This window comes from Rhodococcus sp. ACS1 (genome assembly GCF_002300155.1).
In the GTDB taxonomy this organism is placed as follows: Bacteria; Actinomycetota; Actinomycetes; order Mycobacteriales; family Mycobacteriaceae; genus Rhodococcus_F; species Rhodococcus_F koreensis.
In genome coordinates, this window is sequence record NZ_NSDZ01000004.1 from 891333 (window position 1) to 914137 (window position 22805).

Genomic DNA, 22805 nt, shown 5'->3' on the forward strand with positions numbered 1-22805 from the left:
GTGCACCTAGAGCGCCGCGTTCTTGTCGAACTCGGTGCCGAGTTCCTTCGCGACGCGCTTGAGCAGCGGCACGATGTGGTCGGCCGACTCGAGGGTGACGCGGGCCGCGGGCCCGGAGACGGAGATGGCGGTAGGCGTCGGGGCGTTCGGCACCGGCACCGAGAAGCAGCGGACGCCGATCTCCTGCTCGCCCTCGTCGATGGCGAATCCGCGGTTCCTGCTCAGTTCCAGATCGGCGATCAGCAGGTCGGGGTCCGTCAGCGAGTTCTCGGTGTAGGTCGTCATGCCGGTCCGGCCGACCAGTGAGCGCACGGCGTCGTTCGACAGTTGCATGAGGATGGCCTTGCCGACACCGGTGCAGTGCGGGTACACACGGCGGCCGACCTCGGTGAACATGCGCATCGCGTGTTCGGACGGCACCTGCGCGACGTAGACGGCCATGGTGCCGTCGAGGACGGCCATGTTCGCGGTCTCGCCGGTGCCTCGCACCAGTTCGGACAGGTGCGGCCGCGACCACGCGCCGATCAGCTGGGTGGCGCTCTCGCCGAGCCGAATGAGCTTGGGGCCGAGCGCGTACCGGCGGGTGGGCAGTTGCCGCACGTACCCGCGGTTCATCAGTGTGCGGATGAGCCGGTGGATCGTCGGGAGGGGGAGTCCGGCCAGTTCGGCGAGTTCGCTGACGCCGATGGACCCGCCGGCGCTCGCCATGATCTCGAGTATGTCGAATGCACGCTCGACCGACTGCACGCCGCCGGCCGCGTTCTGACCGTTCGTCATGTCTGGCTCCATCCTCTGACTGCCTCGGGGTGCCTCCCCGGAAGCCCCCGATTCTTTCCGTCAGGCGGAAAGGGCGCTCCGTATGACGATAGCGCGGTTGTGGTGGATCGCGCCGATTCCTTCGCTACATCGGTTGACAAAACACGGTGTGACGGCGTTCACTATATCGAGATACGAAATACAACTTCCATAATATGGAAAACACCAAGCCCCGAGGGAGGGCCCCGTGTCTGAAGTCGAAATCGCTGCAAAACCCAAGAAGCAGCGTTGGTACAGATCGCTGTTCGTCCAGGTCCTGATCGGAATTGCCCTGGGCATCGCCACCGGCATCCTGTTCCCCGAGTTTTCGCATCACCTGGCGCCACTGGGCGAGGGCTTCATCAAGCTCATCAAAATGGTGGTCGCCCCGCTGATCTTCCTGGTGATCGTCACCGGCATCGCGAAGGTCGGCAGCATGAAGGCGCTCGGCCAGATCGGCGCCAAAGCACTGCTCTGGTTCATGGGCGCGACGATCTGCGCGCTGGGGCTCGGCCTGCTGGTCGGCAACCTCGTGCAGCCGGGCAGTGGCCTCAATATCGACCCGTCCACGCTGGACACCTCCGCGCTGGACGAGAAGACGCAGGGCGGTCACATGCCCGGCGGCGTCGAGTTCGTCATGCACATCATCCCGACCAGTGTGTTCGACGCGTTCGCCACGAACAGCCTGCTCCAGGTGCTGCTGTTCTCGATCCTCTTCGGCGTCGCTCTCGCGTCCTACAGCGAGTCCGCCCCGCCGGTCCTGATGGACGTGATCGACCAGTCGCTGCACGTCATCTTCCGCATCGTCGGCTACATCATGTACCTGGCGCCGCTCGGCGCATTCGGTGCGATGGCCTACACCGTCGGCAACTACGGTGCCGGTTCACTCAAGTCCTTCGGGATCCTGGTGCTCGCGGCGTATGGCGCGGCCCTGGTCTTCATCGTCGTCCTCGCCACCGTTGTCAGGCTCCTGACCGGCGTCAATCCCTGGAAGTTCGTCAAGTACTGCCGAGAAGAGTTCATGCTCGCGCTGGGCACGGGGTCGTCCGAGGCCGTCATGCCCCGCATCATCAAGAAGCTCGACAACGCCGGCTGCGACCGCGCCGTCGTCGGACTGGTGATTCCCACCGGCTACTCGTTCAACCTCGACGGTGCCGCCATCTACCTGTCGCTCGCGATGATGTTCCTCGCGCAGGCGGTGGGCGTCGACCTCGGGTTCGGGGAGCAGCTCGCCATCATGGGCATCCTCATCCTCAGCTCGAAGGGCATGGCAGGCGTGCCGGGCTCCGCGTTCGTCGCACTCTCGGCCACCGCCGCCGCGATCGGCGCCTTCCCCGTGGCCGCAGTCGCGCTGCTCCTGGGCGCCGACCGGTTGATGGACTCCATGCGGGTCTTCACCAACCTGTTCGGCAACTGCATGGCCACGTTCGTGGTCGCGAACTGGGAGGGCCTGCTCGACAAGGACAAGATGCGGGCGGTTCTCGACGGGACGGTCACGCCCGACGACCCGGACGACGTCGTCGCCCACCCCCACCCCGGGCACGAACACCTCGCGACCACACCGGCCCAGCCGGCGATCGAGAAGCCCGAAGCGCTGACCGTGAACAGGACCCCGGAAGGAACGGTGAACCACCATGCCTGACACCCAGCCCACCGTCGGGCTCCTCGGTACCTGGGGCTATCACGGTCTGCTCGACGACGCCGAGCAGGTCTCGGTCGACACCCCGTACGGTCCCACCTCCGACAACATCGTCCTGGGATCCTCCGGGGGCCGCCGGCTCGCCTACCTGACCCGCACCGGGCGGCACCGCAACATCCCGCCGCACCGGATCAACGCCCGCGCCAACATCTGGGCATTGCACAGCCTGGGCGTCCGGACCATCCTCGCTCCCACCCCCTCCGGCTCGCTGCGACCGGCGATCGGTGTCGGATCGGTCGTCGTCCCCGACCAGTTGGTCGACCGCACCGGCCGCACCGACGACACGTTCCACGACGACGACGTCCACATCTCCTTCGCGGACCCGTTCTGCGTCCGCGGACGGCAGGCCGTGGTCTCGACGCTCCGCAGGAGCGGCTGGGTCGTCAACGACGGCGGCGTGATGGTCGCGATCCGCGGCCCCCGGTTCTCGACTCGCGCCGAATCCCGCTGGTACGCGGCCCAGGGCTGGGACCTGATCAGCATGACCCCGTATCCCGAAGCGGCACTGGCCCGGGAACTCGGCATGTCCTACACCTGCATCGCCCTGGTCACCGATCACGACGTCATCAGCGACACCCCGTGGCCGGTCACCCAGGATCTGGTGCGCGAAGGACTCGACGCCAACACCAAGCGACTGCGCGAAGCACTGCTTCAGGTCGCGATCGAACTGGCAGACAAGCCGGAAACGACGGCAACTGCCCACGGAAGAAGGAGCTGACAAGATGGCCGAATTGTTCTGCAACGGTGGAGCGATGCGTGGCGGAAACCTGCATCACAACGTGTCTGCGCACACGTTCCTCGGCACGGTACGGACCGCGCCGAACTACCGATTCTTCTCCGTACGCGACGAATTTCCTGCCCTTCTCCTGACGGAGACCGGAGGCGCCTCGATCGAGGGCGAACTCTACGACGTGCCGATCGGCGACATCCGCACCGACTTCCTCCCCGAGGAGCCCGAGGAACTCGAGCTCACCGTGATCGAACTGTCCGACGGCCGTTCGGTTCTCGCAGTGGGGCTGCGACCGGGTCTGCTCGAGAGTAAGGCCGGCGAGCTCACCGAGATTACCGATCACGGCGGCTGGCGACGCTACCGCGGCCTGCCCGAGCCCGACAACACCACCGTCTCCTGAACACCCCGAAAGCGAAAGAACAGCCGATGGACAACATTGCCTACACCCTGAACTGCTCGATCCTGCTCACCGACGTGCCGCTCCTGCAGCGCCCGCAGGCCGCCCGGGACGCCGGATTCGACGCCGTCGAATTCTGGTGGCCGTTCGACACCGCCGTACCGAAGGACAGCGACGTCGACGCCTTCGTGGCCGCGGTCGAGAACGCCGGAGTGCAGCTCACCGGATTGAACTTCGCAGCGGGCAACATGCCGGCGGGGGATCGCGGACTGCTGTCCGACCCGGCGCAGGTGTCGGCGTTCCGTGACAACATCGACGTCACCGTCGGAATCGGAGAACGGCTGGGCACCAAAGCTTTCAACGCCCTGTATGGTAATCGTATCGACGGTACGGATCCGAAGATTCAGGACGACACGGCCACCGAGAACCTCGCTCAGGCGGGCAAGGCAGCAGATCGTATCGGTGCGGTCGTGCTCGTCGAACCGGTCAGTGGCACACCGGCGTACCCGCTGAAGACCGCGGCCGAGGCGATCGCCGTGATCGACCGGGTGAAGGCCGAGCACGGTGTCGATTCGCTCCGGCTCCTCGCGGACCTCTACCACCTCGAGGTCAACGGCGACGATGTCGGCGCCGCGATCGACACCTACGCCGACCGGATCGGGCACGTGCAGATCGCGGATGCGCCGGGGCGCGGCGAACCCGGCACCGGAACCCTCGACATCGACGGCTACCTGAAGCGACTGGCCGGACACGGTTACCGCGGCTACGTCGGCCTCGAATACAAGGCGACTCGGCCGGACACGTTCGACTGGCTGCCCCGTGAGCAGCGCGCGACCCGCGCCGGCCGCTGACACACCACCACACTTCGACGGAATCGAGGAGACTCGTGAGCACAATCGCATTCATCGGACTCGGAATCATGGGCAGCCCCATGGCCGTTCATCTCACCAAGGCCGGCCACCAGGTGGTCGGATACAACCGCTCGCCCGAGCGCACCGCGGCACTCGTCGAGGCCGGAGGCACCGCGGCCGACTCCATCGCCAAGGCCGTCGCCGGTGCCGACGTCGTGGCCGTCATGGTCCCCGACTCGCCCGACGTGCAGGCCGTACTCGCCGGTGAGGACGGTGTGTTCGCGCACGCCCCGGCCGGCGCCCTGATCATCGACTTCTCCAGCATCCGGCCCGACGTCACCACCGCGCTCGCCGCGCAGGCGGCCGAGCGTGGCTTCCGGCTGGTGGACGCCCCGGTCTCGGGCGGTGAGGCCGGTGCGGTCAACGCCGCACTGTCGATCATGGTCGGCGGCGCCCCGGAAGACTTCGAGTCGGCCAGGCCGATTCTCGACGTCGTCGGGAAGACCGTGGTCCACGTGGGCCCGAACGGCTCCGGGCAGACGGTGAAGGCCGCGAACCAGCTGATCGTCGCCGGCAACATCCAACTCCTCGCCGAGGCGATCATCTTCCTCGAGGCCTACGGTGTCGACACCGCGGCCGCCGTGGAGGTGCTCGGTGGCGGGCTGGCCGGATCGGCCGTCCTCAACCAGAAGGCGCAGAAGATGCTGGACCGGTCGTTCGAACCCGGATTCCGCATCGACCTGCACCACAAGGACCTCGGCATCGTGACCAGCGCGGCCCGTGAGGCCGGTGTCGTGACACCGCTCGGCGCGGTCGTCGCCCAGCTGATGGCTTCCGCCCGTGCGAACGGTGATGGCGGCCTGGACCATTCGGGACTGCTGCGTGGAGTGGAGCGGCTGTCCGGCCGCCCCTCCCTGTGACCCGTTTCAACTCGTAATCCTCGATGGAGAAGTGATATGCCTCGTATGCGCGCCGCTGACGCAGCGGTCAAGATTCTGGAACTCGAAGGCGCCACCCAGGCGTTCGGCCTCCCCGGTGCGGCGATCAACCCGTTCTACTCGGCTATGCGTGATCACGGCGGGATCAAGCACATCCTCGCCCGCCACGTCGAGGGTGCCTCGCACATGGCCGAGGGATTCACCCGGGCCAAGGCCGGGAACATCGGGATCTGCATCGGCACCTCCGGGCCCGCAGGCACCGACATGATCACCGGCCTGTACTCGGCGATGGCGGACTCGATCCCGATCCTCGCGATCACCGGGCAGGCCCCGGTCGCGCGCCTGCACAAGGAAGACTTCCAGGCCGTCGACATCGCGTCGATCGCAGGCCCGGTCACGAAGATGGCGATGACTGTGCTCGAGCCGGCCCAGGTTCCGGGGGCGTTCGCGCAGGCATTTCACCTCATGCGGTCCGGTAGGCCGGGGCCGGTGCTCATCGACCTGCCGATCGACGTGCAGTTGGCGGAGATCGAGTTCGATCCCGACACGTATCAGCCGCTGCCCGTGTACAAGCCGGCCGCGTCCCGTGCGCAGGCGGAGAAGGCGCTCGACATGCTGGGTGCCGCCGACCGCCCGCTGATCGTCGCGGGCGGCGGCATCATCAACGCCGACGCCTCGGACCTGCTCGTGGAACTGGCCGAACTGCTGGACGTTCCGGTGGTGCCGACGCTGATGGGCTGGGGCACGATCCCGGACGATCACCGTCTCGCGGCCGGCATGGTCGGACTGCAGACCGCGCACCGGTACGGCAACGCCACCATGCTGGCGTCCGACTTCGTCCTCGGCATCGGCAACCGCTGGGCCAACCGGCACACGGGCGGCCTCGACACCTACCGCAAGGGACGCAAGTTCGTTCACGTCGACATCGAGCCCACCCAGATCGGTCGCGTGTTCGCACCCGACTACGGGATCGTCTCCGATGCCAAGGCGGCGCTGGAACAGTTCGTCGCCATCGCGAAGGAGCGCAAGGCCGCCGGAACACTGGCGGACCGCAGCACCTGGGTGGAGGACTGCGCCACCCGGAAGCGGACCATGCAACGCAAGACCCACTTCGACGACGTGCCCGTCAAACCGCAGCGGGTGTACGAGGAGATGAACCGCGTCTTCGGCCGCGACACGAGGTACGTCAGCACGATCGGACTCTCGCAGATCGCCGGCGGCCAGTTCCTGCACGTGTACAAGGCCCGCAACTGGATCAACTGCGGGCAGGCCGGTCCGCTCGGCTGGACCATCCCGGCGGCACTCGGAGTGGTTGCCGCAGAGCCGGAGACGTCGGTGGTGGCGCTGTCGGGCGACTACGACTTCCAGTTCATGATCGAAGAACTGGCGGTGGGTGCGCAGTTCAACCTGCCGTACATCCACGTGGTGGTGAACAACTCCTACCTGGGACTGATCCGTCAGGCGCAGCGCGCGTTCGACATGGACTTCTGCGTGCAACTGGGCTTCGACAACATCAACACCCAGGAGCGGAGCGAGCACGAGACGCTGCCCGCGGTGCCGAAGGGGTACGGCGTCGACCACGTCAAGGTCGCCGAGGGGCTGGGCTGCAAGGCCCTGCGGGTCACCGAGCCCGGCGAGATCGCCGGCGCCCTCGAGAAGGCCCGTGAACTCGCCCGCGAGCACAAGGTCCCGGTGGTGGTCGAGGTCTTCCTCGAGCGCGTCACCAACATCGCGATGGGCACCGAACTCGACAACGTCGCGGAGTTCGAGGATCTGGCGGAGAGCTGGGAGCACGCCCCCACGGCCCTCATGCTGCTGGACTAGGGGACACCGTGACAGGTGTACTGGTCGCACCCGACAAGTTCAAAGGGTCCCTCACCGCGGCGGAGGTCGCGGACGCTCTCGCCGACGGGCTCGTCGCCGGTGCACCGTCCTGGGTGATCGATCGCGTTCCGGTGGCGGACGGCGGCGACGGCACGGTCGCGGCCGCCGTCGCCGCGGGATGGACCCCGGTACCGGTCGACACGACGGGACCGACGGGGCTGCCCGTGACCTCGTCGTACGCGGTGCGCGAATCGACCGCGGTGGTGGAGCTGGCGTCGGCGGTGGGCCTGGTCCTGCTCCCCGGCGGTGCTCCGGACCCACTGGGTGCCAGTACATTCGGACTCGGCACCGTCGTCAGGCACGCGCTGGAGGGGGGAGCCCGCGAGATCATCGTCGGTCTCGGGGGCAGCGCGTCAACCGACGGCGGTGCCGGCTTGTTGCAGGCTCTCGGCGTGCGTGTTCTCGACGCCGAGGGCAGGGACGTCGCACCCGGCGGGGCGGCACTGCGCCACGCCGCCCGGGTCGACCTCACCGGTCTGCACCCGGCGGCGCGGGCGGCGCACTTCCGGCTCGCCTGCGACGTCGACAACCCGCTCCTCGGCCCGAGCGGCGCCACCGCCGTGTACGCGGGCCAGAAAGGCGCAGCGGCCGGACAACTCGTCGTTCTGGAGGACGCGATGACCCGGTGGGCTCAGGTCGTGCGCGCCGCGACGGGCCGCGACGACAGCCGGGCCGCGGGGGCGGGCGCCGCGGGCGGGGCGGCGTTCGGCGCGATCTCGGTTCTGGGTGCGGACATCCGGCCCGGCATCGACACGGTCCTCGGCCTCGTCGACTTCCGCGGGCGACTCGCCGCCGCCGACCTCGTCATCACCGGCGAGGGGTCGCTGGACGAGCAGAGCCTGCACGGCAAGGCCCCGATCGGCGTCGCGACCGAGGCACGGAGGGCGGGAATCCCCGTCCTCGCCGTCTGCGGCCGAAACCAGCTCAGCGACGCACAATTACACAGCTCCGGCATCTCCGCGGCCTACGCGCTCGCGGACCTGGAACCGGACCTTCACCGATCGATCGGACATGCCGCGGAACTCCTGCGCCGGATCGGCCGCACGATCGCCGCATCGTCCGACGAACTCGCAACACTCAGCACACGAGGAGAATCATGACTTCCGATTTCACCGCCCTGCCCGACCTCGCCTCGCGAGCCCTCGGCGGGAGCGTCTCCGCCGCCAACGACGAACTGTTCGCGCAGCGGGAGAACCTCATCAAGGCGGAGGCCCCGTTCTTCGACCCCGCGGACTTCGGGCACAAGGGCAAGGTCTACGACGGCTGGGAGACCCGCCGCCGCCGCGACGACGGCCACGACTACGCGATCGTCCGCCTCGGTTCCGCAGGCGTCATCCACGGCGTCGTCGTGGACACCGCGCACTTCAAGGGCAACTACCCGCCCTTCGTCTCCATCGAGGCGGCGTCGATCGAGGGCTATCCGTCCATCGAGGACGTCATGAAGGCGGACTGGCAGACCATCGTCGAGAAGTCCCCGGCCGAGGGACACAAGGAGAACACGTACGCGGTCGCCGACCGGCACCGCTGGACGCACGTACGCCTCTCGATCTACCCCGACGGCGGCGTCGCGCGTCTGCGTGTACACGGTGAGGTCGTGCCCGACCCCCGGTTCCTGGACGGGACCGTGGACCTGCTGGCCGCGGAGAACGGTGGCCGCCTCGTCGGCTGCTCGGACGCGTTCTACGCGTCGCCCGCCAACATCATCCTTCCCGGCCGGGCCCGGAACATGGGGGAGGGCTGGGAGAACTCCCGGCGGCGCGGGGGCGGCAACGACTTCGCCGTGTTCTCGCTCGCCGCGGCTGGTCGCCCCCGGCACGTCGAGATCGACACCAGCTACTACGTCGGGAACGCGCCGGGCTGGGTGCGGCTGAGCACCGCCGACGCGCGCACCGCCGACATCGCGGACGAGGGCGCCTGGACGGAACTGCTGCCGCGGACCGCCGTGCAACCCGACACCCGGCACCGGTTCGTTCTGGACGCCGCCGCGGCCACCCACCTGCGACTCGACGTCTACCCCGACGGTGGCCTGTCCCGGCTGCGGCTGTTCGGCGATCTCGACGAGACGGCACTGGCGGAGACGCGACGCACCTGGTGGGACGCGCTTCCGCAGACCCATCAGGCACTCGTCGCCGACCAGGCGCCCCGCTGATCGAGCGCACTCCCTACTCCTTCGACGAACCCGAGGAAACACCCATGCCCAACCCCAGTCCCGGTTACTCCATCACCGTTCGCGTCACGGCCCCGGTCGGCGCAGGCACCACGTCGACCCTCGCGGGGGCGGTGGCCTCCGTGAAGGGCGCCATGACCGCGTTGGACGTGGTCGAGAGCCACCCCGACCACATGGTCATCGACGTGACCTGCGACGCGTCCGACGTCGAGCACGCCGAGCAGATCGCGTCCGCGATCGCGGACGTGCCCGGCGTCGTGGTGGGCAAGGTCAGCGACCGCACGTTCCTGCTGCACCTCGGCGGGAAACTCGAAGTGGTGCCGAAGGTTCCGCTCAAGCACCGCGACGACCTGTCCCGCGCGTACACCCCCGGTGTCGCCCGGGTCTGCACCGCGATCGCCGAGAACCCCGAGGACGTACGACGACTGACGATCAAGCGCAACACCGTGGCGGTCGTCTCCGACGGTTCGGCGGTGCTGGGGCTGGGCAACATCGGTGCCGCCGCGTCGATTCCCGTGATGGAGGGCAAGGCGGCCCTGTTCAAGCAGTTCGCGGACGTCGACGCGTGGCCGGTGTGCCTGGACACCCAGGACGCGGACGCGATCGTCGAAATCGTCCGGGCCCTCGCCCCGGTGTACGGCGGAATCAACCTGGAGGACATCTCCGCCCCGCGCTGCTTCGAGATCGAGGCCCGGCTCCGCGACATGCTGGACATCCCGGTGTTCCACGACGACCAGCACGGCACGGCCATCGTGGTCCTCGCCGCACTCACCAATGCGCTGCGCGTGGTCGAGAAGAGCCTCGACACAGTGAAGATCGTGGTCTCCGGTGTCGGCGCCGCCGGGCACGCGATCATCCGCCTGCTGGTCGCGCAGGGGGCGACGAACATCGTGGCGTGCGGTCGGAACGGGATCCTCTCGCCCGACGACACGTCCGACTCGTTCCGCTCGTGGATCGCGAACAACACCAATCCCGAGGCCCGGTCCGGGTCGCTGCAGGATGCCCTCGCCGGTGCCGACGTGTTCATCGGTGTGTCGGCACCGGACATCCTGACGGGCGACGACATCGCGACGATGGGTCCCGACTCGATCGTGTTCGCCCTCGCGAATCCGGTCCCCGAGGTCGATCCCGTCGCCGCCGGACAGCACGCTGCCGTCGTCGCGACCGGTCGGTCCGACTTCCCGAACCAGATCAACAACGTGCTCGCATTCCCGGGCGTGTTTCGGGGTCTGCTCGACGCCCACGCCGTCGAGATCACCGACGACATGCTCATCGCCGCCGCCCGGGCGATCTCCGATTCGGTGTCCCCGTCGGAGCTCAACCCCACCTACATCGTGCCGAGCGTGTTCGACGCGGCCGTCGCCCCGGCCGTGGCGGCAGCGGTGCGTGGTGTCGCCGGCGCAGGTCGTGACGACGATGTCTGATCCGCTCGATCTGCTGTTCCGTGCCCCGCGGGTGATCACCTCGGCAGGGGAGGTCGCGCGCAGTGTGGGCGTGCGCGACGGCCGGATCGTCGTCATCGAACCGTACGGGGCCCAACTCGACGCCGAGGTCGTCGTCGAACTGGGCGACGACGAAGTGCTGATACCCGGTCTCGTCGACACCCACGTGCACGTCAACGAGCCGGGCCGCACCGAATGGGAGGGTTTCGCGAGCGCGACCCGCGCCGCGGCCGCCGGCGGGGTGACCACGATCGTCGACATGCCGCTCAACAGCATCCCGCCGACCGTCGACGCCGCGGCCCTGGACGTCAAACGCCGGGTCGCGTCCGATCAGGCCTACGTCGACGTCGGGTTCTGGGGCGGCGCCGTGCCGGGCAACGTCCCGGACCTGCGTGCCCTGCACGACGCGGGCGTGTTCGGGTTCAAATGCTTCCTGCTGCACTCCGGCGTCGACGAGTTCCCGCCGTTGGATCCGGCGGAGCTCGAACTGGCGCTGAAGGAGATCGCGAGTTTCGGCGCGATGATGATCGTGCACGCGGAGGACGCACACGCGATCGACCGCGCGACGTCACCGGGCGGCGAGAACTATGCCGACTTCCTCGACTCGCGGCCGCGGGGCGCCGAGAATCTCGCCATCGCGGAGGTCATCGAGCTGACCCGGTGGACGGGGTGCCGGGTGCACATCCTGCACCTGTCGAGCTCCGACGCGCTGCCGATGATCGCGTCGGCCCGCAAGGACGGCGTGAAGCTCACGGTGGAGACGTGCCCGCACTACCTGTCGTTCGTCTCCGAGGAAATTCCCTCGGGAGCAACGCAATTCAAGTGCTGCCCGCCGATCCGTGAAGCCGGGAACCGGGAACTGCTGTGGCAGGGCCTCGCCGACGGTGTGATCGACTGCGTCGTCACCGACCACTCCCCGTGCACGGTGGACCTCAAACGATTCGACATCGGCGACTTCGGGGTCGCGTGGGGCGGCATCGCGTCGCTGCAGGTGTCGCTGTCCGCGGTGTGGTCGGAGGCCAAGCGTCGCGGGCACACCCTGAACGACGTGGTCCGGTGGATGGCGGAGAACCCCGCCGAGCAGGTCGGGCTGAACACGAAAGGGCACATCGCGCTCGGGTACGCGGCGGATTTCGCGGTGTTCGCGCCGGAGGAGGCCTTCGTCGTCGACGTGGCCGCCCTGCAGCACAAGAATCCCGTCTCCGCGTACGACCGCCGTGCCCTCGCCGGCGTCGTGCGCAGCACCTGGCTGGCCGGAAAACGGATCGACCTCGACGAGGCACCCCGCGGACGGCTGCTCAGTCGCGGACTGGCCTGACCCCGCCGCGACCCCGCCCGCTGTCGCACTGGAGCGAAATATCCAGTGCGACAGCGGGTTTGTCGTGTTCGGGGCGGTGCGGCACCAAGATATATCCTGCGGAAATCATTGACCGGCCACTGTTGCCTGGCTCACACTTGGAGGGACCAATGGAACAAGCTTTCCGTGATACGGAAGTTAGTTCGCCGCCACGCAAGGACAGGCACATGCTCATAGACGACACAGTCTCGCGGCACACCACCACCGTCGACCACACTGCCGCCGCCGGCCGTCACACGACGACGAGTCCGAAACTCTACAACGCGGACCTGGCACCGACGAAGGCCGCAGGCCGTCGCTGGGGTTCTTACAGCATCTTCACGCTGTGGACCAACGACGTCCACAACATCGCCAACTACTCGTTCGCCATCGGCCTGTTCGCGCTCGGACTCGGCGGCGGCCACATGATCCTGTCGCTTATGATCGGCGCGGTCATCGTCTGCGTCGCCATGACCTACGCCGGATTCATGGGGCAGAAGACGGGCGTGCCGTTTCCCGTGATGAGCCGGATCAGCTTCGGCATCCGCGGGGCCCAGATCCCCGCGGTCGTCCGCGCGATCATCGCGATCGTCTGGTTCGGAATCCAGACCTACCTCGCGTCGATCGTCTTCCGGATCTTCCTCGTCGCCGTGGCGCCGTCCCTCGGCCGATTCGATCAGAACTCGATCCTCGGACTGTCCAGCCTCGGATGGATCTGCTTCATCGGGATCTGGGCGATCCAGATCGTCGTCCTCGTCTACGGGATGGAGGCCGTGCGCAAATTCGAGAGCCTGGCCGGCCCGCTGATCCTGGTCACCGTCGGCTCCCTGGCGCTGTGGATGCTGTTCCGCACCGACTTCTCCGTCGCCTGGGCGTCCGACAAGCCCGCATCCGGCGGGGAGATGTGGCGGCAGGTCTTCGCGGGCGCGGCCCTGTGGATGTCGATCTACGGCACCCTGATCCTCAACTTCTGCGACTTCTCGCGACGCTCCCCGTCGAAGACCGCCGTCGTGCGCGGCAACTTCTGGGGCCTGTTCGTCAACGTCCTCGCGTTCGCCGTCATCGCGTTCATCCTGTGCGGCGCCCAGTTCCAGATCGACGGGACGATCATCGACAGCCCCACCGACATCGTCGCCGCGATCCCGAACACCCTGTTCCTGTCGCTGGCCTGCCTCGCGCTCGTCATCGTCACGATGGCCGTCAACGTCATGGCGAACTTCGTCGCACCGTCGTACGTCCTGTCGAACCTCGCCCCCGAGAAGATCAGCTTCCGGAAGGCCGGCATCATCAGCGCCTGCATCGGCGTGGTCCTGCTGCCCTGGAACCTCTACGACAGCCCGGTGGTGATCAACTACTTCCTCGGTGGCCTCGGCGCCGTCCTCGGACCCCTGTTCGGCATCATCTTCGTCGACTACTGGTTCATCCGCCGCACCAAGGTCGACGTCCCCGCCCTCTACTCGGACAGCCCCACCGGAACCTATTACTACCGCAAGGGATTCAATCTGCGGGCGATCTATGCCCTCGTTCCCGCCGCCGTGGTCAGCACCCTGTTCGCGATCGTCCCCGCCTTCCATCTCGTCGCCCCCTTCTCGTGGTTCATCGGAGCAGGTCTCGCGGCAGCCATCTACGCCGTCGTCGGCGACCGGACCCGGCACTACGTGGACGCTTCCGGCGAGTCGATCGCCGTGGACAGCGGCCACGGCGACCACTGACAGGAGATTTCGATGCGCATTCTCGTCGTCAACGTCAACACCACCACGTCCATCACCGACGCCATCGCCAAGCAGGCCGAGGCCGCGGCAGCACCCGGAACCGAGATCGTCGGGCTCACACCGGAGATCGGTGCCGAATCCGTCGAAGGGAACTTCGAGAGCTACCTCGCCGCGATCGCGGTGATGGACCGGGTGCGGTCGTACCCCGAACCCTACGATGCGGTGATCCAGGCCGGATACGGCGAACACGGCAGGGAGGGTCTGCAGGAACTGCTCGACGTCCCCGTCGTCGACATCACCGAGGCCTCCGCGAGCATCGCGATGATGCTGGGGCACAAGTACTCCGTGGTCACCACCCTCGACCGAACCGTGCCGCTCATCGAAGACCGGCTCCGGCTCGCGGGTCTCGACGCCAAGTGCGCGAGCGTGCGCGCCAGCGGTCTGCCCGTCCTCGCACTGGAAACCGACCCCGAACGCACGATCGAGGCGATCGTCGACGAAGCCGAAGCCGCCGTGCGTGAAGACAAGGCCGAGGTGATCTGCCTCGGCTGCGGCGGCATGGCCGGACTCGACGACAAAATCCGTGAGCGCACCGGTGTTCCCGTGGTCGACGGAGTCAGTGCCGCTGTGAAATTGGCGGAATCTCTTGTAGGGTTGGGACTCTCGACCTCGAAGGTGCGCACGTACGCGCCCCCGCGTCCCAAGCGGATCACGGGATGGCCGCTCGCGAAGCCCTAGTCATTCACACCGCCCTCACCCCGGGCGGACACACAGGCGCCCGACCCCGCGCCCGCAACGATGGAGTATCCCTTGCTCGAACAGACCACCACCTCCGCCGACCGCCCCCGCGCGGGCTCCCACGTCATCCGTGAGGGTGTTGCGTCGTATCTGCCGGATATCGATCCGGATGAGACCACGGAGTGGTTGGAATCGTTCGATGGTTTGTTGGACCGGTCCGGTCCGACTCGTGCCCGGTATCTGATGTTGCGGATGCTCGAGCGGGCCGGGGAGAAGCACGTCGCTCTGCCGGCGTTGACGTCGACCGATTATGTGAACACCATCCCGACGGAGAACGAGCCGTGGTTCCCCGGCGACGAGGAGGTCGAGCGCCGGTATCGGGCGTTCATCCGGTGGAACGCGGCGGTGATGGTGACCCGCGCGCAGCGCCCCGGGGTGGGTGTCGGTGGCCACATCTCCACCTACGCCTCCTCCGCGGCGCTGTACGAGGTGGGGTTCAATCACTTCTTCCGCGGCAAGGACCATCCCGGCGGTGGGGATCAGATCTTCATCCAGGGCCACGCCTCCCCGGGTATTTATGCGCGCGCGTTTTTGGAGGGGCGGATCCCGGCGGAGCGGATGGACGGGTTCCGGCAGGAACACTCGCACACCGACTCCGGCGGCGGGTTGCCGTCGTACCCGCACCCGCGGTTGCTGCCCGATTTCTGGGAGTTCCCGACGGTGTCGATGGGGTTGGGCCCGATGAACGCCATCTACCAGGCCAGGTTCAACCACTACCTGCACGACCGCGGCATCAAGGACACCGCCGACCAGCACGTGTGGGCGTTCCTGGGTGACGGGGAGATGGACGAACCCGAATCCCGCGGCCTCGCCCACGTGGCGGCCACCGAGGGCCTGGACAATTTGACGTTTGTGGTGAACTGCAACCTGCAGCGCCTCGACGGCCCGGTCCGCGGCAACGGCAAGATCATCCAGGAGTTGGAGTCGTTCTTCCGCGGCGCCGGCTGGAACGTGATCAAGGTGGTCTGGGGCCGCGAGTGGGATGCCCTGCTGCACGCGGACCGGGACGGCGCCCTGGTCAATTTGATGAACGTCACCCCGGACGGCGACTACCAGACGTACAAGGCGAACGACGGCGGGTATGTGCGGGAGCACTTCTTCGGCCGGGACCCGCGGACGAAGGAGCTGGTCGCGAACCTCTCCGATCAGGACATCTGGAACCTCAAACGCGGCGGCCACGACTACCGCAAGATCTACGCCGCGTACGCGGCGGCGATGGCGCACAAGGGGCAGCCGACGGTGATCCTGGCGCACACCATCAAGGGCTACACGTTGGGTAAGCATTTCGAGGGCCGCAACGCCACCCACCAGATGAAGAAGCTGACCCTCGATGATCTGAAGAATTTCCGGGACCTGCAGCGGATCCCGATCTCCGACGCCGAGTTGGAGAAGAACCCGAAGATGCCGCCGTACTACCACCCCGGCCCCGATGCCCCGGAGATCCAGTACATGCTGGACCGCCGCAAGGCGCTGGGCGGGTTCCTGCCGCAGCGGCGGACCACGGCGGCGCCGTTGCCGCAGCCGGCGGACTCCACCTACGACGTGGTCCGCAAGGGGTCCGGTAAGCAGCAGGTCGCGACCACCATGGCGTTGGTGCGGATCATGAAGGAGCTGTTGCGGGACAAGGAGATCGGGAAGCGGATCGTGCCGATCATCCCGGACGAGGCCCGCACCTTCGGGATGGACTCCTGGTTCCCCTCGCTCAAGATCTACAACCGCAACGGGCAGCTGTACACGGCGGTGGATGCGGAGCTGATGCTGGCGTACAAGGAGTCCGAGATCGGGCAGATCCTGCACGAGGGCATCAACGAGGCCGGCTCGACGGCCTCGTTCACCGCGGTCGGCACCTCCTATGCCACGCACGGTGAGCCGATGATCCCGCTGTACATCTTCTACTCGATGTTCGGGTTCCAGCGCACCGGCGACGGCCTGTGGGCGGCGGCCGATCAGATGGCCCGCGGGTTCGTGCTCGGTGCCACCGCCGGCCGCACCACCCTGACCGGGGAAGGGTTGCAGCACGCCGACGGGCACTCGCTGCTGCTGGCCTCGACCAACCCGGCGGCGGTGGCCTACGATCCGGCGTTCTCCTACGAGATCGCGCACATCGTCAAGGACGGGCTGCGCCGGATGTACGGCGGCACCGACGGGGTGGACGGGTTCGGTGGTGAGGACATCTTCTACTACATCACCCTCTACAACGAGCCCTACTCCCAGCCCGCCGAACCCGCCGACCTGAACGTCGACGGCCTGCTCAAGGGCCTGTACCTGTTCAAGAAGTCCCAGGCCTCGGGCGGCTCCGCGCCTCAACACCGGCACTCCGCAGGCTCCATGCCTAGGGCGCAGATCCTGGTCTCCGGTGTCACCATGCCCGAGGGCCTGCGGGCCCAGGAACTGCTCGCCGACGAGTGGGGTGTGGCCGCCGACGTGTGGTCGGTCACCTCCTGGGGTGAACTGCGCCGCGACGGCATCGAATCCGAACGCCAGGCGCTGCGGGACCCGGGCACCGACGCCCCGCTGCCCTACGTCACCCAGGCGCTGTCGGATGCGGCCGGCCCGTTCGTGGCGGCCTCGGACTGGATGCGCGCCGTCGCCGACCAGATCCGCCAGTGGGTCCCCGGCTCGTACACCACCCTCGGCACCGACGGGTTCGGGTTCTCCGACACCCGCCCCGCCGCCCGCCGGTACTTCAACGTCGACGCCGAATCCATCGTCGTCGCCGTCCTGTCCGCCCTCGCCGGCGAAGGCACCCTCGACCGCTCCAAGGCCGTCGAAGCCGCCACGAAGTACCGCATCGACGACGTCCGCGCCGCCGCCGTCTCCTACGCCGACACCGGCAGTGCCTAGAACGGAATCGAAAATCCGATGACAGCAACAGTTTCCGAAGATCTCCTGGTAGCCGGCCGGCAGGATGCCGCGTCGGCCCGGCGCGCGAAGATCGTGTGCACCCTCGGGCCCGCGACGGCAACCGGCGATCGCATACGCGAACTCGTCGACTGCGGAATGGACATCGCCCGGCTCAACTTCAGCCACGGCGACCATGCCGATCACGAGGCGAACTACAACCGGGTGCGCGACGCATCCGAACGCACCGGCCGGGCGGTGGGCATCCTGGCCGACCTCCAGGGGCCCAAGATCAGATTGGGACGCTTCGCGGAGGGCCGCACCGACTGGGCCGACGGCAACCTCGTGCGGATCACCGTCGACGAGTGCGAGGGCACCCACGATCGCGTGTCGACCACCTACAAGCAGTTGGCCGAGGACGCCAGGCCGGGCGACCGGTTGCTCGTCGACGACGGCAAGATCGGACTGATCGTCACCGGCGTCGACGGCAACGACGTGGTGTGCCGGGTCACCGAGGGCGGTCCGGTCAGCAACAACAAGGGTGTGTCGTTGCCGGGGATGAATGTGTCGGTTCCGGCGCTGTCGGACAAGGACATCGCCGACCTCGAGTTCGCGCTGGGTCTCGGTGTCGACCTCATCGCGCTGTCGTTCGTGCGGTCGGCGGCGGACATCGAACTCGTCCATGCCGTGATGGACCGGGTCGGCCGCAGGGTCCCCGTGATCGCGAAACTCGAGAAACCGGAGGCGATCGACAACCTCGAGGCGATCGTGTTGGCGTTCGACGCGGTGATGGTCGCCCGCGGCGATCTGGGTGTGGAGTTGCCCCTCGAACAGGTGCCGCTCGCGCAGAAGCGGGCCATCCAGGTCGCCCGCGAGAACGCGAAGCCCGTGATCGTCGCGACGCAGATGCTGGAATCGATGATCGAGAATTCGCGGCCGACCCGCGCCGAGGCGTCCGACGTGGCCAATGCCGTTCTCGACGGTGCCGACGCCGTGATGCTGTCGGGCGAAACGTCCGTCGGCAAGCATGTGATGGAGACGGTCCGCACCATGGGCCGCATCATCAGCGCGGTGGAGGAGAGGTCCACGCACGTTCCGCCGCTGGGGCACGTACCCCGCACGAAGGGCGGAGTCCTGTCCTATGCGGCCCGCGACATCGGGGAACGATTGGGCGCCGCGGCGCTCGTCGCGTTCACCCAATCAGGTGACACGGTGCGCCGGATGGCGCGCCTGCACACACCGCTGCCGCTGCTGGCGTTCACTCCGCTCCCGGCAGTGCGCGCTCAACTCGCGCTGACGTGGGGGACCGAGACGTTCCTCGTCGACCCCGTCGCGTCGACCGACGAAATGATCCACCAGGTCGACCACGCGCTCCTCGGCCTGGGCAGGTACCAGCGGGGCGATCTCGTCGTCATCGTCGCGGGATCGCCGCCGGGCACCGTCGGTTCGACCAACCTGATCCACGTCCACCGAATCGGCGAGGAAGACCACTGAACGGATGTGACGTTGTAACCGTACGGCCGTCCGCTATTGACAGAACTCGATGGACACGGTTTTCTCTATGTCAAGATACGAAACTGTGTTTTCGCATCGTGGAAGTTTGCCAAGTGCGGAAGGTGAGTCATTTCATGACTGAGCGTGTTGAGGTCGGCGGTCTGCAGGTCGCGAAGGTGCTCTACGACTTCGTGAACGAGGAGGCGTTGCCGGGGACCGGGATCGACGTCGACGGGTTCTGGTCGGGTGCGGTGAAGGTGATCGAGGACCTGGCGCCGAAGAACCGGGCCCTGCTCGCCACCCGCGACGATCTGCAGGCGCGGATCGACCGGTGGCACCGCGACCACACCGGCGCCCCCGACCCGGCCGAGTACCAGCAGTTCCTGACCTCGATCGGCTACCTGGTGCCGGCGCCGGCCCCGTTCGCGGTGTCCACGGCGAACGTGGACGCCGAGATCACCTCGACCGCCGGCCCGCAGCTGGTGGTCCCGGTCCTCAACGCCCGCTTCGCCCTGAACGCCTCCAACGCCCGCTGGGGGTCGCTGTACGACGCCCTGTACGGCACCAACGCCATCCCCACGGATGGCGGCGCCGAGCCGGGCACCTCGTACAACACGGTCCGCGGCGACCGGGTCATCGCCTGGGCCCGCACGTTCCTCGACACCGCCGCCCCCCTCACCGAGGGCTCGCACGCCGACGCCACCGGCTACACCGTCGACGGGGACACCCTGCGGGTGGAGTTGGCGGACGGCACGATCACCGGGCTGGCCGAGCCGGGCAAGTTCGTCGGCTACCTCGGCGACCCGGCCACCCCGACCGGGGTGCTGCTGCGCAACCACGGCCTGCACGCCGAAATCCAGATCGACCCCAGCTCCCCGATCGGGTCCACCGACCGGGCCGGGATCAAGGACGTGGTGCTCGAGTCCGCGGTCACCACCATCATGGACTTCGAGGACTCCGTCGCCGCCGTCGACGCCGACGACAAGGTCATCGGCTACCGCAACTGGCTCGGCCTGAACCGGGGTGATCTGACCGAGGAGATGACCAAGGGCGGGAAGTCGTTCACCCGCCGGCTGAACCCGGACCGCACCTACACCGCCCCCGACGGCACGCACCTCACGTTGCACGGGCGGTCGCTGCTGTTCGTCCGCAACGTCGGGCACCTGATGACCACCCCGGCGATCCTGCACCCGGACGGCACCGAAATCCCCGAGGGCATCCTCGACGCCCTGCTCACCTCCCTCTGCGCCGTCCACGGGCTCGGCACGTCGGAGGCGTCGGGGCCGCTGGTCAACTCCCGCACCGGGTCGATCTACATCGTCAAACCCAAACAGCACGGCCCCGACGAGGTCGCGTTCACCACCGACCTGTTCGGCCGCGTCGAACAGGTCCTGAACCTGCCCGCCAACACGTTGAAGGTGGGGATCATGGACGAGGAGCGGCGCACCACCGTCAACCTCGCCGCCTGCATCCACGAGGCCCGCGAGCGGGTGGTGTTCATCAACACCGGGTTCCTCGACCGCACCGGCGACGAGATCCACACCTCGATGGAGGCCGGGCCGATGATCCGCAAGGCCGAGATGAAGCAGCAGACCTGGATCACCGCCTACGAGGACTGGAACGTCGATGTCGGCCTGGCCGCCGGCCTGCAGGGCAAGGCGCAGATCGGCAAGGGCATGTGGGCGATGACCGAACTGATGGCCGAGATGCTCGAGCAGAAGATCGGCCACCCGAAGGCCGGCGCGAACACCGCGTGGGTGCCGTCGCCGACCGGGGCCACCCTGCACGCCACCCACTACCACCAGGTCGACGTGTTCGCCGTCCAGGACCGGTTGAAGGGGGCCCCGCGGGCCACCCTCGAGCAGATCCTCACCATCCCCCTGGCCCCGCACACCGACTGGACCGACGAGCAGAAGCAGCAGGAACTCGACAACAACTGCCAGTCCATCCTCGGCTACGTGGTCCGGTGGATCGACGCCGGCGTCGGCTGCTCCAAGGTCCCCGACATCCACGACGTCGCCCTGATGGAGGACCGCGCCACCCTCCGCATCTCCAGCCAGTTGCTGGCGAACTGGATCCGGCACGGCGTCGTCACCGCCGACCAGGTCGTGGCCTCGCTGCAACGGATGGCGCCGGTGGTGGACCGGCAGAACCAGGACGACCCCACCTACCGGCCGCTGGCCCCTAACTTCGACACCAACATCGCGTTCCAGGCCGCCAAGGAACTCATCCTCGACGGCACCGCGCAGCCCTCCGGCTACACCGAACCGATCCTGCACCGCCGCCGCCGCGAATACAAAGCCGCCAACGCCTGACCCCCACGTGAGCGGCGAAGTGTGCTCGCGCACGCTTTGCCGCTCACGTGTCAGGTGAGGTTCACCGTCGCGAAGATGTCGCCGGTGGGCTGGGTCGAACCGCCGGGCGGTTCCACACTGAATCCGAGTGCCGTGGACTGGTCGATGTCGTTCACGACCGCGGTCGTCGACGGTGACACGTCGTCGGCCTCCATGATCCCGGCGGACACCGGTTCGTGCGACGGTCCGAGCAGCCACATCTGATAGACCGAACCGGGCTCAGGCGGTGGGACGTCGTTCATGACCAGCAGTCCGGCGTCGACGTCCTTGGAGTACACGACGGTGGCCGAACCGCCGCCGGCGATCGGCGCTGCCGCGGTGCGGACGTCGTCGGCCGCGAGGATCTGCGCGGGAACGGGTTGGGTTTCGTCGCTCTGCAACTGCTGGGCGACGGTGATGCCACCGACGGCGAGGACGACCACGGCGGCCGCCGCACCCAGAGCGCCGAGGAGACGCCTGCGCCGGCGCGCACGAACCTCGTCCAGCGCCACCGGCGCGGGTGCCGAGGCAGTGCCGGGCAGGGCATCGAGGATGCGCCCGAGCAGGTAGTCGGGCGGTTCGACCGCGGTGGACGCGGACTGGGCGGCCATCGTCTCGCGCACCCCGCGCACCGCGTTGTCGAACTCCAGACGAAGGTGGGGCGGTGCGCCCTGGAGCGCGGTGTCGATCTCTCGGCGCTGCTGATCGTCGACGGCGTCGAGTGCATACACCTGAGCGAGGTCGAGGATGTCGTGCTGGGACTCATCCATCGAACTGCACCCCCAGACATTGCTTGAGCCTGATCAATCCGTCTCGAATTCGTGATTTCACCGTGGGAAGCGCCACGGACAACCGCTCCGACACTTCCCGGTAGGTCAGCCCCCCGTAATACGCGAGGACCACGGTTCGCTGCTGGACTTCGGTGAGCGTGCCGAGGCAGTCGACGACGTCGCTGGTGTCGCCCCGCCGGGTGACTTCCTCCGACACCGCGTCGAACGGTCCGTACCAACTCGAGGCGCCGTAGGCGGCTTCCCGTTCGGATCCGGACTGCTCGGACCGCACCCGGTCGACGGCGCGGCGGTGGGCGAGGGTGATCAGCCACGACAGCGGCGACCCCTGCTTCGGATCGAATTTCGCCGCGTTGTTCCAGACCTGCAGGTACACCTCCTGGGTGGTTTCCTCGCTGTATCCGGGATCGCGCAGCACCCGCAGCACCATGCCGTACACCCGCGCGCTGGTGCGTTCGTAGAAGTCGCTGAACGCATCCCGCTCGCCGCGCGAGATACGCGCCAGCAATGTCGTCAGCGTCACGTTCTCCGTGTCCCTGTCGACGCCGGTCATCGGCCCATTCCGTTCATCGATCCACAGCCTAATAGCAGGTTGCGGCC

18 protein-coding genes are annotated in these 22805 nt (G+C 67.7%); 15 read left to right on the forward strand and 3 right to left on the reverse strand.

Annotation, left to right across the window (positions count from 1 at the left end; genetic code table 11):
- Nucleotides 1-6 precede the first annotated feature (6 nt).
- On the reverse strand, nt 7-777 hold the full coding sequence (locus CJ179_RS16415; RefSeq protein WP_072950995.1) for an IclR family transcriptional regulator: 771 nt from the start codon (nt 775-777) through the stop codon (nt 7-9).
- 226 nt (nt 778-1003) lie between these two features.
- Here CJ179_RS16415 and dctA point away from each other — a divergent pair, with 226 nt between their 5' ends.
- The 15 genes from dctA to CJ179_RS16490 all read left to right on the forward strand — a co-directional run bounded on the left by dctA (nt 1004) and on the right by CJ179_RS16490 (nt 21399).
- Nucleotides 1004-2437 (forward strand): C4-dicarboxylate transporter DctA, encoded by a 1434-nt coding sequence (dctA, locus tag CJ179_RS16420; RefSeq protein ID WP_095862264.1) that lies wholly within the window; start codon nt 1004-1006, stop codon nt 2435-2437.
- A complete protein-coding gene (locus CJ179_RS16425; RefSeq protein ID WP_072950998.1) occupies nt 2430-3212 on the forward strand; it encodes an MTAP family purine nucleoside phosphorylase in 783 nt (260 codons plus the stop codon). The genes dctA and CJ179_RS16425 overlap by 8 nt, the downstream gene beginning before the upstream one ends.
- Nucleotides 3213-3216: 4 nt before the next feature.
- On the forward strand, nt 3217-3624 hold the full coding sequence (locus CJ179_RS16430) for a gamma-glutamylcyclotransferase (protein WP_072951000.1): 408 nt from the start codon (nt 3217-3219) through the stop codon (nt 3622-3624).
- A 26-nt stretch (nt 3625-3650) separates the two neighbouring features.
- The gene (locus CJ179_RS16435) at nt 3651-4472 is read left to right on the forward strand and encodes a hydroxypyruvate isomerase family protein (RefSeq protein ID WP_095862265.1); all 822 of its coding nucleotides are present in this window, start codon (nt 3651-3653) and stop codon (nt 4470-4472) included.
- 35 nt (nt 4473-4507) lie between these two features.
- Nucleotides 4508-5392, forward strand: coding sequence for a 2-hydroxy-3-oxopropionate reductase (locus CJ179_RS16440; protein ID WP_095862266.1), 885 nt, complete (start codon nt 4508-4510; stop codon nt 5390-5392).
- 36 nt (nt 5393-5428) lie between these two features.
- Complete coding sequence (gene gcl, locus CJ179_RS16445) at nt 5429-7234, forward strand: glyoxylate carboligase (protein ID WP_095862267.1); 1806 nt, start codon at nt 5429-5431, stop codon at nt 7232-7234.
- Between the two features lie 8 nt (nt 7235-7242).
- On the forward strand, nt 7243-8394 hold the full coding sequence (locus CJ179_RS16450) for a glycerate kinase (RefSeq protein WP_095862268.1): 1152 nt from the start codon (nt 7243-7245) through the stop codon (nt 8392-8394).
- A complete protein-coding gene (gene alc, locus CJ179_RS16455; RefSeq protein WP_095862269.1) occupies nt 8391-9443 on the forward strand; it encodes an allantoicase in 1053 nt (350 codons plus the stop codon). The genes CJ179_RS16450 and alc overlap by 4 nt, the downstream gene beginning before the upstream one ends.
- Before the next feature lie 44 nt (nt 9444-9487).
- Nucleotides 9488-10885: an NAD-dependent malic enzyme gene (locus tag CJ179_RS16460; RefSeq protein ID WP_072951014.1), complete on the forward strand. Its 1398-nt coding sequence runs from the start codon at nt 9488-9490 to the stop codon at nt 10883-10885.
- Nucleotides 10878-12221, forward strand: a complete 1344-nt coding sequence (gene allB, locus CJ179_RS16465; protein ID WP_095862270.1) for an allantoinase AllB — start codon at nt 10878-10880, stop codon at nt 12219-12221. The genes CJ179_RS16460 and allB overlap by 8 nt, the downstream gene beginning before the upstream one ends.
- A 206-nt stretch (nt 12222-12427) precedes the next feature.
- The gene (locus tag CJ179_RS16470; RefSeq protein WP_072951018.1) at nt 12428-13951 is read left to right on the forward strand and encodes an NCS1 family nucleobase:cation symporter-1; all 1524 of its coding nucleotides are present in this window, start codon (nt 12428-12430) and stop codon (nt 13949-13951) included.
- 12 nt (nt 13952-13963) lie between these two features.
- Nucleotides 13964-14689 (forward strand): aspartate/glutamate racemase family protein, encoded by a 726-nt coding sequence (locus CJ179_RS16475; RefSeq protein WP_072951021.1) that lies wholly within the window; start codon nt 13964-13966, stop codon nt 14687-14689.
- Between the two features lie 60 nt (nt 14690-14749).
- Nucleotides 14750-17593, forward strand: a complete 2844-nt coding sequence (aceE, locus tag CJ179_RS16480; protein ID WP_095862271.1) for a pyruvate dehydrogenase (acetyl-transferring), homodimeric type — start codon at nt 14750-14752, stop codon at nt 17591-17593.
- An 18-nt stretch (nt 17594-17611) separates the two neighbouring features.
- Complete coding sequence (gene pyk, locus CJ179_RS16485; RefSeq protein WP_095862272.1) at nt 17612-19084, forward strand: pyruvate kinase; 1473 nt, start codon at nt 17612-17614, stop codon at nt 19082-19084.
- Between the two features lie 134 nt (nt 19085-19218).
- On the forward strand, nt 19219-21399 hold the full coding sequence (locus CJ179_RS16490) for a malate synthase G (RefSeq protein ID WP_095862713.1): 2181 nt from the start codon (nt 19219-19221) through the stop codon (nt 21397-21399).
- Between the two features lie 50 nt (nt 21400-21449).
- On the opposite strand, the gene CJ179_RS16495 is transcribed toward CJ179_RS16490, so the two are convergent.
- Both CJ179_RS16495 and CJ179_RS16500 read right to left on the reverse strand, forming a co-directional pair.
- Nucleotides 21450-22187 carry an anti-sigma factor domain-containing protein gene (locus CJ179_RS16495; RefSeq protein WP_072947952.1) on the reverse strand — a complete coding sequence of 246 codons (738 nt, stop codon included), beginning with the start codon at nt 22185-22187 and terminating at the stop codon, nt 21450-21452.
- Nucleotides 22180-22758, reverse strand: coding sequence for a sigma-70 family RNA polymerase sigma factor (locus CJ179_RS16500; RefSeq protein WP_072947955.1), 579 nt, complete (start codon nt 22756-22758; stop codon nt 22180-22182). Before CJ179_RS16500 ends, CJ179_RS16495 begins: the two co-directional genes overlap by 8 nt.
- Nucleotides 22759-22805: the final 47 nt, after the last annotated feature.